Raw genomic sequence first — 13,288 nt, 5'->3', positions numbered from 1 at the left:
GATCACACTTCGGATTGCCGGACGCGGTGGAATGGGCATCATCGACATTCCTCTCGCGCCCCTGGAGACCGCTCATGGCCAATGCCGCCATCACCTTCGGGCAACCCAGCCCCATCCTGCGCATCTTCGATGACGAAAAGGCGCGTGAATTCTACTGCCACTTCCTGGGTTTCCGCCTGGTCTGGGAGCATCGCTTCGAGCCGGGATTGCCGCTCTACGCCGAAGTCGAGCGCGCCGGCCTGCGCCTGCACCTGTCCGGTCACCACGGCGACGCCTGCCCGGGCTCGACGGTCTTCGTCCGAATGACCGGCATCCGCGCCTTCCAGGCCGAGTTGCTGGCCAGGAACTATGGCTTCGCCCGCCCGGGCATCGAGGCCTTGCCCTGGGGCCTGGTGATGGAGATCGCCGATCCCTTTGGCAACAGATTGAGGTTTTGCGAGGAGACGCCGGAGGCCTAAGCGACGGCTGTACGGTGATCGCGGCCATGGGCCGCTCCTACAGGCTCGATGATGGAGATGACCGCCTGCGTGGATGGCTCCCTTTCCCCTCGGGAGAGGGTTGGGGTGGGGGCGCCCTCGCCACGAAGTCCCCAGTGGAAAAGGCTGCGCCGTTTTCCACGCTACGGCTCTACAACTGGTGCACCCCTATAACGGCTAAGGCAGTTGCTCCTACAGGCTCGATGTAATCGTAGGAGCGGCCCATGGCCGCGATCAACAAAACACCGGAGTGCCATAGGATCAGTTGCATCGGCGGGCGGCCATGACCACGGTAGCCTTCAAGCGGGCGCAGGTTCGCCCGTGGGCACCGCGCCCTCCTCCACCTGCCACCAGGTCGGCAGCAGCGCCCTGACCTCGGGCTGGGTGAATCGGTCATCAATGAGGTAGAGGCAGCCGCGGTCCTGCACGGTGCGGATCACCCGGCCGGCGGCCTGGATGACCTTTTGCAGGCCCGGATAGAGGTAGGCGTAGCGATAGCCGTCGCCGAAGCGCCGCTGCAGGCGCTGGCGCAGCTGTTCGTTGACCGGATTGAGCTGGGGCAGGCCCAGGGTGGCGACGAAGGCGCCGATCAGGCGGTCGCCGGGCAGGTCGATACCCTCGCCAAAGCTGCCACCGAGCACGGCGAAGCCGATGCCGCGGCCGTCGGCCTGGAAACGCTCGAGAAAGGCCTGGCGGGCGGCCTCGTCCATGCCGCGGGACTGGCGCCACTGGGGCACGTCGGGCGCCAGTTCGGCGAGGGCCTCGGCCACCTGGTCGAGGTAGTCGAAGCTGCTGAAGAAGGCCAGGTAGTTGCCTGGTCGCTGGCGATAGCGACTGGCGATCAGGGCGGCGATGGGTGCGCGGGAGGCGGCGCGGTCGGCGTAGCGGGTGGAGAGCCGCACCAGGCGCACCTCCAGCTGCTCGGCGGCGAAGGGCGAGGCGACATCGACCCAGGCACTGCCGGCCGGGACCCCGAGCAGGTCGCGGTGAAAATGCTGGGGAATCAGGGTGGCCGAGAACAGGGTGCAGCTGTGCGCCGCCGCCAGCCGCGGACCGACGAAGGGCGCCGGCACCAGGTTGCGCAGATTGAGTTGCGACTGCGCCTTGCCGCGGCCCTTGAGCAGGGTGACGTCGAACAGCGAGTGATCGCCAAAGGTCTCGCCCAGGCGCATGAACTGCAGCAGGTCGAAGAACAGCGTCTGCAGCTCCGGCGCCGGTGGCTGCCCGGATTCGCCGAAATGCTCGGTGAGCAGACCCACCACCCGTTGCAGGGCGGTCAGGAAGGCAGCGGGCAATTCCGCCTGCACCTGGTAGTCGACCTGCTGTTCCTTGTGCAGGCGATTCCATTCGCGATTGAGCGTCTGCAGGCCCTTGGCGATGGCCGGCGGCGCCACCGCCTTGCCCGCCGCCAGGCGACGCTGGTCGAGACTGGCGCTGTACATGCCACGGGCGCGGTCGAGCAGGTTGTGGGCTTCGTCCACCAGCACCCCGACCCGCCACTCCTGGGTCTGGGCCAGGGCATGAAGCATGGCGCTGCCGTCGAAGTAGTAGTTGTAGTCGCCCACCACCACGTCGCTCCAGCGCGCCAGTTCCTGGGCCAGGTAGTAGGGGCAGACCTCATGGGCCAGGGCCGTCTCCCGCACCCGTGCCCGGGTCAGTTGCGTGGGCGCGGCCAGGGCCGCGGTGCGCGCGGCCGGCAGCCGGTCATAGAAGCCACGAGCCAGCGGACAGGACTCGCCATGGCAGGCCAGCTCCGGGTGCTCGCAGGCCTTGTCCCGCGCCACCAGTTCCAGCACCCGCACCGGCGCGGCGAGGGATTCGAGGCCATGCAGCGCCAGGGCGCGGCCAGGGGTCTTGGCGGCCAGGAAGAACAGCCGGTCCAGGTTCTGCCGCGGCATGGCCTTGAGCAGCGGGAACAGGGTGCCCACCGTCTTGCCGATGCCGGTGGGCGCCTGGGCCAGCAGGCAGCAGCCGACGCTGGCGGCCTTGTAGACGGCCTCCGCCAGGGGCCGCTGGCCGTGGCGAAAGTCGGGATGGGGAAAGGCCAGGGTCGCCAGCGCGGTGTCGCGCGCGGCGCGATGGGCCAGTTCCTGGCGCGCCCAGGCGAGAAAGCGCGAACACTGCAGCTCGAAATGCGCGGCCAGGTCCGCGGCCGTCCACTGCTCGGTGAAGACGGTCTCGGCGCCCGTGCCGATATCGAAATAGACCAGCGCCAGGGTCAGCTCCGCCAGCGCGCGGCTCTGGCAGAGCAGATGCCCATAGACCTTGGCCTGGGCCCAGTGCAGGTGGCGATGGTTGCCCGGCTGGCGTTCCAGGCTGCCCCTGTGGGTCTTGATCTCTTCCAGGCGATTGGCGGCGGCATCGAAGCCGTCGGCGCGACCACGCACCTGCAGATCCTCGAAATCGCCCTGCAGGCTGACCTCGCACTCATAGCCGGGACCGCGCCGCGCTGCCACCCGCTGGTGGCCCTCGATGCCTTCCAGGGCGGTGGGCGACGGGGTGAACCTGAGATCCAGGTCGCCGGCCTTGGCGGTGAACTCGCAGAGGGCGCGAACGGCGATGCGATAGCTCATGCGGAGGTCGCGGCCACCTGCCACTGCACGTGGCAGACGCTGACCGGGATGTCATGGGCGGCGAAGAAGTCCAGCCAGCGGCGCTGGTTGTCCTGCAGACGGTCGCCGGGGCCCTTGACCTCGATCATCCGGTAGCGGCCGTCCGCCGGCCAGAACTGGATCAGGTCGGGCAAGCCGGTACGATTGTTTTCCGGATCTTCCAGTAGCCGCTCGAAGCACAGCCGCAAATGACGCGCCGGCAGGCAGGCCAGGGCCTGGTCGAGCAAGTCGCTGCTCAAGATGCCCCAGGCGACGAAGGGCGAGGCCAGGCCGCGCTTGCTGGCGAAGCGTTCGCGGATCACCGCTGGATAGGAGCCGTCGTCCAGCCGCGCCAGGCAGGTGGCGAAGGCCTCGGCCCGTCGCTCGCGAAAGCCCGGCAGGCGCAGGTCGGCCGGCTCGCGCTGATAGGGGTGAAAGAAGGCGCCGGGGATGGCTAGGAAGATGGCGTCCCAGCACAGCAGCCCGAACAGGCTGGTGAGCAGGGTGTTTTCCACATAGTGCACCGGCGCCTCGTCGCGGCCCAGGTGCTCGCGCACCAGCCACTCGACCCGGCGCAGGCCGTCGTTGACCAGTTCGAAATCGAGGCGCTCCACCGGACTGGCCGGGCGGCGCCTGTTGGGCGGCCCACCCTGCTTGCGCACCAGCCGCGGCAGGATGCGCGCCACCTGCTGGCGTTCGGCGTCATGGGCCGGCGCGGCGACAATGGCTTCCGCCAGCGCCTGGGCGGCGGACCAGTCCTCCAGCCGTTCGAGCATGCGCAGGGCGCGGATGCGCGACTCGGGATGCGCCGAGGCGGCGTAGAGCACCTGCGCCTGGGCCAGTTCGCCGAGGCGTTCGTGGTGCTGCGCCAGTTCGTGGAGCAGCTTGCCGCGGCGCAACTCCAGCCAGGTGTTGGCGAAGCGCTCGGCGGGCAGCAGCGGCAGCAGCTCGGCGGCCGGCAGCCCGTCGCGCAGCGCCTGCCGGCAGCGCTGGATGTGCAGATAGGCATCCACCTCCTGGCGCTGACCGAAGGCGCGGGATTCGGCGCTGAAGGCCACCGTCTCGTACTGGAAGATTCCCAGGTCGGCCAGCACGAAGTCGGTCCAGTCCTGGTGCAGGTTGCCAAAGAACAGCAGACGCAGGCGATCGCAGAGATCCATCAGCGTCAGCCGCCAGACGCCCTCCTCCACCAGCTCGGGCACGGTGCCGGCCCAGCCGCTGAAGGCCAGGGGCGTGGCCTGTTCGGCTTCCAGGCGCGCCAGCCAGTCTTCCTTGCGGCCGGCCTTGGGCAGGCGGGCGCCGAAACAGCCGAGCAGTTCTTCCTTGCGCAGCAGGGCGAAGAGTTCGATCAGGTGCAATTCCGGATCGGCCAGCAGCCAGCCGAGACCCACCAGGGGGGTCGCCGCGGCGCGGGGGCAGCCGATCTCGCCATAGACCAGCTTGCTGGCGCGGAACACCTCGCCCTTGCGCATCACCAGGCGCACCAGCAGGGCCCGCGAAGGCTGCGGCAGGTCGGCGAAGGCGGCGATGAAGGCCTGCTCGCGGTCGTCGAGCAGGTCGGGATAGCGCAGGGCGACCCAGTCCAGTACCCGCTGGAAGTTGTGCAGATAGTAGAAGGGATCTTCGAGCGGAGCTTTCATGCGAAACGGACGAATGAGGTGGCGGCTGGCTATTTATCCAGCCCCGCCCGGAGCGGGCAACCCCGATGCGATATGCGGTCATGCCATCAGGACCTTGGCACTTCTTTCGGTTGAAGATCCCGACCACTAGTCATACGATGACTGACAAAGACCACCACAATGACAAGTCCAGGAGTCTGAGCGTGAAGATCAAACGGATCACCGTCACCCCCATCGCCTTTCGCGATGCCCCGCTGCTCAACGCCAGCGGCATCCACGAGCCCTATGCGCTGAGATCCATCATTGAGGTGGAGAGCGACAACGGCCACTTCGGTCTCGGCGAGAGCTATGGCGACGCCCCGGTGCTGGCGGTACTCAAGGCCATGGAAAGCAGCCTGGTCGGCCTCTCCGCCTGGGACCTCAACGGTCTGCGTGCGCGGGTGGTGACGACCGTCGCCAGCCTCGCCGGTGGCGTGGTGGCCGGTGCCGAGCTGGCGCCCGGCTCCCATCCGAGCAAGCAGGTGGCCAACGCCTATTCCGCCTTCGAAGTGGCCTTCCTCGATCTGCAGGCACGCTCCCTGGGCATTCCCCTGGTCGAGCTGCTGGGCGGTGCGGTGCGCCGCGAGGTGCCCTTCAGCGCCTACCTGTTCCTCAAGTACGCCGAGCACATCGATGCGCCCTACAAGCCCGATCGCTGGGGAGAAGCCATCAGCCCCGAGCAGGTGGTGGCCCAGGCGGCGCGGATGATCGAGGAGAACGGCTTCCAGAGCATCAAGCTCAAGGCCGGCACCCTGCTTGGCCCGGATCACGAAGCGGCCTGCATCAAGGCGCTGCGCCAGGCCTTTCCCGAGGCACCGCTGCGTATCGACCCCAACGGCAACTGGTCGCTGGAAACGTCCCTGCGCATCGCCGAGGTGCTGAAGGACGACCTGCAGTACTACGAGGATCCGACCCCGGGCCTCGACGGCATGGCCGAACTGCACCGGCGCACCGGCATCCCCCTGGCCACCAACATGGTGGTCACCGACTTCGACGAATTCCGCCGCAGCGTGGCCCAGAACAGCGTGCAGATCGTGCTCGCCGACCACCACTACTGGGGCGGCCTCAGGGACACCCAGATCCTCGCGCGGATGTGCGACACCTTCGGCCTGGGCGTCTCCATGCACTCCAACTCGCACCTGGGCATCAGCCTCATGGCCATGACCCACGTGGCCGCCGCGGTACCCAACCTGGCCTATGCCTGCGACACCCACTATCCCTGGCAGGAAGAGGACGAAGAGGTCATCCAGGGCGGCAAGCTGCCGATCCGCAACGGCTGCGTGGCGATCAGCGACGCCCCCGGCCTGGGCGTGGAGCTGGATCAGGACCAACTCGCCAAGCTGCACGAGCAATTCCTCGCCATCGACATCCGCAGCCGCGACGACGTGCGCCAGATGCGCAAGTACCAGCCGGACTGGGAAACCCGCAAGCCGCGTTTCTAGCTCTTCGCCCCCCGCTCCCACGCCCCTGACGACCGGCCTTGCCGCCGGCCGTCAACGGCTCCGCTTCCCGGCGTCGCGGCTGTACAATCCCCTCGGCACAAGGGTGCTCAAGAACAACGAGAAAGTACGCACAGGGAATTGGGGACGATGTTGAACGCACCACGCCTCACCGCACTCATGCTCGGCCTGGGACTGGCGGTCAGCGCCACCCTCGCCCCGGCGCAGAACCAGGATCCGGCGCGCGCCTATGTCGACGCCCTGCTGGCGAAGATGACCCTGGAGGAAAAGATTGGCCAGCTCAACCTGGTGAGCGTCGGGCCGGACTATCCCAAGGAAGCCATCATGGCGGACATCCGCGCCGGCAAGGTGGGCGCCATGTTCAACACCGTGACCCGCCCCGACATCCGCCAGATGCAGGACCAGGTCGTGCACAGCCGGCTGAAGATTCCGCTGTTCTATGCCTATGACGTCATCCACGGCATGCGCACCATCTTCCCCATCAACCTGGGCCTGGCCAGTACCTGGAATCTCGACGCCATCGCCACCAGCGGGCGCATCTCCGCCCTGGAAGCGGCAGCCGATGGCCTCGACCTGACCTTTTCCCCCACCGTCGACGTGACCCGCGAACCCCGCTGGGGCCGTGCCTCGGAAACCTTCGGCGAAGACACCTGGCTGACCTCGCGCATCGGCGCCACCCTGGTGCACGCCTACCAGGGTGACGACCTGCGCGCCCCCGACAGCCTGATGGCCAGCATCAAGCACTTCGGCGGCTATGGCGCCGTGGAAGCCGGACGTGACTACAGCAACGTCGACATGAGTCCGCAGCGGCTCATGCAGGACTACCTGCCACCCTATCGCGCCGCCGCCGAAGCCGGTGCCGGGGCGGTGATGGTGGCCCTAAACAGCATCAATGGCGTGCCGGCCACGGCCAATCGCTGGCTGCTGCAGGACCTCTTGCGCAAGGACTGGAACTACCAGGGTCTGTTGATCAGCGATCACGGCGCCATCAACGAACTGGTGCTGCACGGCGTGGCCAGGGATACCCGCGACGCCGCCGAGCAGGCGCTCAAGGCCGGCGTCGAGCTGAACATGCACGACGACGTCTATGGCAAGCAGCTGCCCGCCCTGCTGGCCGCCGGCAAGGTGACCCAGGCCGAGATCGACCAGGCCGTGCGCGACATGCTCCTGACCAAGTACCGCCTGGGTCTGTTCGACGATCCCTATCGCCGCCTGCAGGGTCAGGATCCGGTCGACACCAACGCCGAATCGCGCCTGCACCGCGCCGAGGCGCGCCAGGTGGCCCGCGAGAGCCTGGTACTGCTGAAGAACGAAAAGGCCGTGCTGCCGCTGCGCAAGGGCGCCACCCTGGCGGTGGTCGGTCCGCTGGCCGACAGTCCACGCGACGTCATGGGCAACTGGTCCGCCGCCGGCGTGGCCGCCCAGGCCGTCTCCATCCGCCGCGGCCTGGAAAACGCCGTGGCCGGTCAGGGCAAGGTGCTCTATGCCAAGGGCGCCAACCTGCTGGACGACCGCGATGTGCTGGCCTACCTCAACTCCTACGAACCGGCGGTCGCGGTGGATCCGCGCAGTGCCAGCGAGCTGATCGCCGAAGCCGTGGCCACCGCGCGCCAGGCCGAGGTGGTGGTGGCCGTGGTCGGCGAATCCCAGGGCATGGCCCACGAGGCCTCCAGCCGCGCCCGCATCAGCGTGCCCGACACTCAGCGCGAGCTGATCAAGGCGCTCAAGGCCACCGGCAAGCCGCTGGTGCTGGTGCTGATGAACGGCCGCCCGCTGGCGCTGGAATGGGAACAGGAGCAGGCCAGTGCGCTGCTGGAAGCCTGGTTCCCCGGCACCGAGGGCGGCAACGCCGTGGCCGATGTGCTGTTTGGCGACCACAACCCCTCCGGCAAGCTGACCATGACCTTTCCCCGCGAAGTGGGCCAGGTGCCGCTGTACTACAACCACCTGAGCAGCGGTCGCCCCTTCGATGCGGCCAAGCCGAACAAGTACACCTCGCGCTACTTCGACATCGTCAACGGCCCGCTCTACCCCTTCGGTTACGGCCTGAGCTACACCACCTTCGACGTCTCGGCGCCGCAGCTGTCCAGCGCCACCCTGAAGAAGGGCGACACCCTGACTGCCAAGGTCACGGTCAAGAACACCGGCACCCGCGCCGGCGCCACCGTCGTGCAGCTCTACCTGCACGACGTGACCGCCTCCCTGGCGCGACCGGTCAAGGAGCTCAAGGGCTTCCAGAAGGTGATGCTGCAACCGGGCGAAAGCCGCGAGCTGGACTTCCCCATCACCGAGGCGGACCTGCGCTTCTACAACAACGACCTCAAGCTGGTCTCGGAACCGGGCGAATTCAAGGTGATGGTCGGCCTGGATTCGGAGCGGGTGCGCGAGGGGAGTTTTACACTGCTCTAATGGGGATCATCCCTCACCCCAACCCTCTCCCAGAGGGAGAGGGGGTAGAAGCCGGCATCCTGCTGATACCGCCCCGCCTCCCTTACGCCCTCACCCCAACCCTCTCCCAAAGGGAGAGGGGTAGAAGCGTGCCCCCTGATACCGTCCTGCCTCCCTGCGCGCCTTGAACGCTAACCTCTCCCTTCGGGAGGGTAAAAGCGTGCCTCTCAGTGCCGCTGCCTCCCTTCGCGCCTTTGCCGCCCCCTCTCCCTCCGGGAGAGGGTTGGGGTGAGGGACCGGATGCGCGCCTTGACGCCGGTCCGTTGGGCTTCGCTGGCGCTCAACCCAACCTACACAGCCCCGTAGGTTGGGTTGAGGCGGTTCTATCGCCGAAGCCCAACGAATCGAGCCAGACCTCGTACCCGCTGTTTATTTTTGAGGATGTGATCGCAGCCACTGCGGTATAACGTTCAGTCAATGAAGAATCTCGCCAGCCTCAACACCATCATGTCGCGCCTGCACGCCAAGCAGCTGCGCCTGCTCATCGCCCTGGCGGAAAAGGGCTCACTGCTCAACGCCGCGGAAGGCCTGGGGCTCACACAGCCAGGCGCCAGCAAGGCGCTCAAGGAGCTGGAGTCCACCCTGGGAGTGGAATTGTTCCTGCGCACGAACCGCGGCCTGCTGCCGACCCCGGCGGGTACCTGCGCCATTCGCTTCGCCCGCCTGATCCAGGCCGACCTGGACAACCTGCGCCATGAGCTGCACGCCATCGCCAGCGGCTCGGGCGGCAAGCTGGCCATCGGCACCATCATGGGCGCCGTGCCCCTGCTCACCCACGCCATCTCGCGGCTGCTGGAATTGCAGCCGCGGCTGTCCATCGAGGTGGTGGAGGACACCAGCACGACCCTGCTCGGTCTGATCGACCAGGGACGGCTGGACGCGGCCATCTGTCGCCTGTCGGTGAGCGAGCGGCCGGAAAGCTACGATACCCTGGTCATCAAGGACGAGTCCCTCGCGGTCATCGCCCACGCCTCCCATCCGGCCGCCCGGCGCGAACGGGTCGAGCTGCAGGATCTTTCCGACAGTCGCTGGGTGGTCTATCGGGCCAACATGCCCATGAGGCGCACCCTGGAACACGAGTTCTTCGAGGCGCAGCTACCCTTTCCCCTGCACCTGATCGAGACCACCTCGGCGCTGACCACCCTGTCACTGTTGAGCCGCGATCCGCGGCTGGTGGCGCTGGTCTCGGTCGAGGTGGCGGACTATGTCTGCCAGCATGGCCTGGTCAGTCGCCTGCCGCTGCAGCTCAGGTCCCCTAGCGAACCCTATGAGCTGGTCTCGCGGCGCAGCGCTCAGCAGAATCCGGCGTTCGCGCTGCTGGTGGAATCGCTCTACGCGATCCAGCAGGAAAACTGAGCCGCCCGGCACTCCCGTTCAGGACGTGCGACTCGTCTCCGCAGGCGCCGCTCGGGCCGCCTTCGCCGCCGCGGCGATGGCGTCGCTGGAGTGCTCCGCGCAGCAGTCCTCCTGCCAGCGATGGCGCCGCGTCAGCTGCCCGATGCCGGGATTGAAGGCGTTGGTCGGATCGAGCTGGCGATAGTGCCGCTCCAGTTCCGGCGCCGCGGCGTAGAGGTGGCCGACATTGTGCTCGGCCGGATAGCGGGCGCCGCGGGCATCCAGCAGGTCCAGCAGGCGCCGCTTGAGCGCCGCGCAGTCGTGCCCCTTCTTCACCAGGTACTCCTGGTGCAGCACGTGGCAGAAGAAGTGCCCGCAATACATGGTCACCTCGATCTGCTCCGCCAGCTCCGGCGGCAGGGTCTCGAACCAGTCCTGGGTGTTGCGCGGCAGGGCGATATCCAGGGCGAGGATGTCTTCCACGCTGTCCCGGTGCACCGCGCGGTAGCGGTTGATGGCATTGCCGACCGCGAAGCGATTGAGGAAGGCGGCGTTGCCCTCCTCCGCGTCGCACTCGATGAAGTCCGCGTCCGCGCTGGGCAGCCAGGCCTGCAGATAGGCGCGCGCCTCGTCGATGCCCTCTTCGCCCATCTTGAGCAGCAGGTGATGCTCGAAGCGCTCGGCGAACGCGTTGAGCCGCGCTGGCAGATGCTCGGGCAGCGGCGCGGCGAGGCGTTGCAGGAGTCGGTCGCCGAGCTGGGCGCCCAGGCCCAGGCGTTCGCTCAGGGCATCGAAGCGGGTCTTCCAGGCAAAGGCCTGGGGTACCCGCTGCGCACCGCAACGCTGGATGAACAGGAACAGATCCTTGCCGTAGGTGCGACTGAGCTCATAGGCCGTGCGGTGCATGTACTCGCCGGCAATCGGCAGAGAGGCGAAATTGACCAGGATGTGCCGGCGGATGGCTTCCAGGTCAGCCGCTCGATTGGAGCCGATGTAGAACACCCGGGTGCTGCGATCGGCGGCAAAGGTATCCAGGCGCAGGGCGAACACGGCGAGCTTGCCCGCCGAGCCCGAGGCCTCGTACAGCCGCCGCGGATCGGCGTTGTAGCGGGCCGGGGTGGCCGAGGCCACGTCGCGGACATGGCGGGCGTATTCGCGATCGGAGGCCATGGCCCCGACCGGGTCCTGCACGGCGCTGTCGTCGAAGCGGCCCTCGTCGAGCCGGGTAAGGATCTCCTCGGGGGTGTCGCCCAGCGCCAGGCCCAGATGGTTGACCAGTTGCAGTTGCCCGGCCTCGTCGATGCGGGCGAACAGCGACAGCTGGGTAAAGGCCGGTCCGCGACGGATCAGCGAGCCGCCGGAATTGTTGCAGACGCCACCGGTGACGGAGGCGCCGATGCAGGTCGAGCCGATCACCGAATGGGGCTCGCGCCCCAGGGGTTTCAGCGTCGTCTCCAACTGGCTCAGGGTCACGCCTGGCTGGGACAGCACCTGCTCGCCCTGGCGCAGCAGGGCCAGGCGGGTCAGGCGCAGGGTGTTGATCAGCACCACCGGCCGGTCGTAGCCCTCGGCCACCGGGGTGGAGCCGCCGGTCAGACCGGTGTTGGCCGCCTGACAGATGATGATGGTCCCGGCGCCGTGGCAACGCTGCAGCACCCGCCACATCTCCAGCAGGGTGCCGGGCTGGACCACGGCGAGCACCGCTCCGCCGCCATAGCGGATTCCCAGGCGGAAGCGCCGGGTCGCGGCGTCGCCCTGCAGGACATGGCGCCGCCCGACGATGGTTTGCAACTCGCTGACCAGATCCATGACGTCCTCTTCACTGACAAGGAAAGCGGAAGCGAACGGCGGTCGCTTCCGCTCGAAAACGCGCGGCTATCCCGGCGTGGCTACTCGGCCAGCAGCCCGGTGGTCGACTGACCGGGGCGTCGGGTCACCCACAGCATCAGCGCCGCGCATACCAGCAGGCAACCCCCGAGCAGCATCAGCCCCCCTTGCGCCGAGCCGAACAGGGTGGTCAGCAGGCCCAGCAGATAGGGGCCGGCGAAGCCGCCCAGGTTGCCGAAGGAGTTGATGATGGCGATGCCGGCCGCGGCCGCGGCGCCCTGCAGGAAGGCGCCGGGCAGCCCCCAGAACAGCGCGATGGCGCTCAGGCTGCCACCCACGGCGAAGGCGACCCCCAGGATCATCAGCAGGAGGTGCTGGGGAAAGGCCGCGCAGAGGATCAGGCCGATACCGGCCAGCACCGACATCAGGGCGCCATAGGCGCGCTGGTTACCCGTGCGCTGGGCCTGACGGGTGATCCAGACCATGGTCAGCGCGCCGAACACATAGGGGATGGCGGTGATGAGGCCAATATCCAGGACCGAGGCCACCCCGGCGTTCCTGATGATGGTCGGCACCCAGAAATTGATGCCGTAGTTGCCGAGCATCAGCAGGACGTAGATGCCGGTCAGCAGCCAGATGATGGGCAGGGCATACAGGCGCTTCAGGGCGATGCGGGGCTTTTCCGCGGCCTCTACGGCGAGGCGCCGGGTGAGCTCGGCCTTTTCCTGCACGTTCAGCCACTTGGCATCCTGGATGCCGTTGTCCAGCAGGCAGAGCACCACCACCCCAACCACCACGGCCGGTACGGCCTCGATGACGAACATCCACTGCCAGCCGGCCAGCAGGCTGCTGCCGCCCATGTAGTACATGATGGCGCCGCTGAGCGGACCACCGAAGATGAAGGACACCGGGTTGCCGAGGATGACGATGGCCATCATGCGGCTGTGCAGCGCCGAGGGAAACCAGTAGGTCAGGTAGAGGATGACCCCGGGGAAGAAGCCCGCCTCGCAGACGCCGAGCAGGAACCTCAGGCCGTAGAAGGTCAGCTCATGGCTGATGCCCAGCCACTGGGCGATGGGCCCGGTGAAGGCCATCAGCGACGAGACCAGGCCCCAGGTGATCATGATGCGCGCGATCCACAGCTTGGCGCCGACGCGATGCAGCATCAGGTTGCTGGGGACTTCGAAGATGAAGTAGCCGATGAAGAAGATGCCGGCGCCCAGGCCATAGGCCGCGTCGGACAGGCCGAGGTCGCTGAGCATGGCGAGCTTGGCGAAGCCGACATTGACCCGATCGAGATAGGCGATGATGTAGCCGAGCAGCAGCAGGGGCAACACGCGCCAGGCGACCTTGCGATAGAGCGGATCGAACGGCACCGGGGATGCGCTGGTACTGGGATGGGCCATGATGTTTCGCGTCCTTTAATTGTTGTGATTGTCGCGAGGGTGTTGCAGGGCAGTCGTCGGTCGTCCGCAGCCCATTGCCCGCCCGGA

The 13,288-nt window shown here is 67.5% G+C and carries 8 protein-coding genes; 4 read left to right on the top strand and 4 right to left on the bottom strand.

Annotated elements, in window-relative coordinates; all coding sequences use genetic code 11:
* The first annotated feature begins 74 nt into the window (after nt 1-74).
* The gene (locus tag OMP44_RS19060; RefSeq protein WP_133859922.1) at nt 75-458 is read left to right on the top strand and encodes a glyoxalase superfamily protein; all 384 of its coding nucleotides are present in this window, start codon (nt 75-77) and stop codon (nt 456-458) included.
* Nucleotides 459-775: 317 nt separating this feature from the next.
* On the opposite strand, the gene OMP44_RS19055 is transcribed toward OMP44_RS19060, so the two are convergent.
* Entirely contained in the window at nt 776-3,049 is a 2,274-nt protein-coding gene (locus tag OMP44_RS19055) for an ATP-dependent DNA helicase (RefSeq protein ID WP_280310442.1), read from the bottom strand.
* Nucleotides 3,046-4,707 (bottom strand): VRR-NUC domain-containing protein, encoded by a 1,662-nt coding sequence (locus tag OMP44_RS19050; RefSeq protein WP_280310440.1) that lies wholly within the window; start codon nt 4,705-4,707, stop codon nt 3,046-3,048. Before OMP44_RS19050 ends, OMP44_RS19055 begins: the two co-directional genes overlap by 4 nt.
* Before the next feature lie 182 nt (nt 4,708-4,889).
* Between OMP44_RS19050 and OMP44_RS19045 the strand changes: the two genes are divergently transcribed.
* The 3 genes from OMP44_RS19045 to OMP44_RS19035 all read left to right on the top strand — a co-directional run bounded on the left by OMP44_RS19045 (nt 4,890) and on the right by OMP44_RS19035 (nt 9,989).
* Nucleotides 4,890-6,167, top strand: a complete 1,278-nt coding sequence (locus OMP44_RS19045) for a glucarate dehydratase family protein (protein WP_280310438.1) — start codon at nt 4,890-4,892, stop codon at nt 6,165-6,167.
* 147 nt (nt 6,168-6,314) lie between these two features.
* Nucleotides 6,315-8,594 (top strand): beta-glucosidase BglX, encoded by a 2,280-nt coding sequence (bglX, locus tag OMP44_RS19040; protein WP_187978629.1) that lies wholly within the window; start codon nt 6,315-6,317, stop codon nt 8,592-8,594.
* 456 nt (nt 8,595-9,050) lie between these two features.
* Nucleotides 9,051-9,989, top strand: coding sequence for a LysR family transcriptional regulator (locus OMP44_RS19035; RefSeq protein ID WP_273862689.1), 939 nt, complete (start codon nt 9,051-9,053; stop codon nt 9,987-9,989).
* Nucleotides 9,990-10,007: 18 nt separating this feature from the next.
* On the opposite strand, the gene dld is transcribed toward OMP44_RS19035, so the two are convergent.
* Nucleotides 10,008-11,777: a D-lactate dehydrogenase gene (gene dld, locus OMP44_RS19030; protein WP_280310435.1), complete on the bottom strand. Its 1,770-nt coding sequence runs from the start codon at nt 11,775-11,777 to the stop codon at nt 10,008-10,010.
* Nucleotides 11,778-11,857: 80 nt separating this feature from the next.
* The gene (locus OMP44_RS19025) at nt 11,858-13,201 is read right to left on the bottom strand and encodes an MFS transporter (protein ID WP_280310433.1); all 1,344 of its coding nucleotides are present in this window, start codon (nt 13,199-13,201) and stop codon (nt 11,858-11,860) included.
* Between the last annotated feature and the right edge of the window lie 87 nt (nt 13,202-13,288).

This window comes from Pseudomonas flavocrustae, assembly GCF_029872515.1.
In the GTDB taxonomy this organism is placed as follows: Bacteria; Pseudomonadota; Gammaproteobacteria; order Pseudomonadales; family Pseudomonadaceae; genus Chryseomonas; species Chryseomonas aestiva.
This window is presented reverse-complemented; position numbering and strand designations above follow the sequence as displayed.

Bases quoted from the DNA above. Each gene is read 5' to 3' on its own strand.
- OMP44_RS19060 (WP_133859922.1), top strand. From the start codon at position 75: ATGGCCAATGCCGCCATCACCTTCGGGCAACCCAGCCCCATCCTGCGC.
- OMP44_RS19055 (WP_280310442.1), bottom strand. From the start codon at position 3,049: ATGAGCTATCGCATCGCCGTTCGCGCCCTCTGCGAGTTCACCGCCAAG.
- OMP44_RS19050 (WP_280310440.1), bottom strand. From the start codon at position 4,707: ATGAAAGCTCCGCTCGAAGATCCCTTCTACTATCTGCACAACTTCCAG.
- bglX (WP_187978629.1), top strand. From the start codon at position 6,315: ATGTTGAACGCACCACGCCTCACCGCACTCATGCTCGGCCTGGGACTG.
- OMP44_RS19035 (WP_273862689.1), top strand. From the start codon at position 9,051: ATGAAGAATCTCGCCAGCCTCAACACCATCATGTCGCGCCTGCACGCC.
- dld (WP_280310435.1), bottom strand. From the start codon at position 11,777: ATGGATCTGGTCAGCGAGTTGCAAACCATCGTCGGGCGGCGCCATGTC.
- OMP44_RS19025 (WP_280310433.1), bottom strand. From the start codon at position 13,201: ATGGCCCATCCCAGTACCAGCGCATCCCCGGTGCCGTTCGATCCGCTC.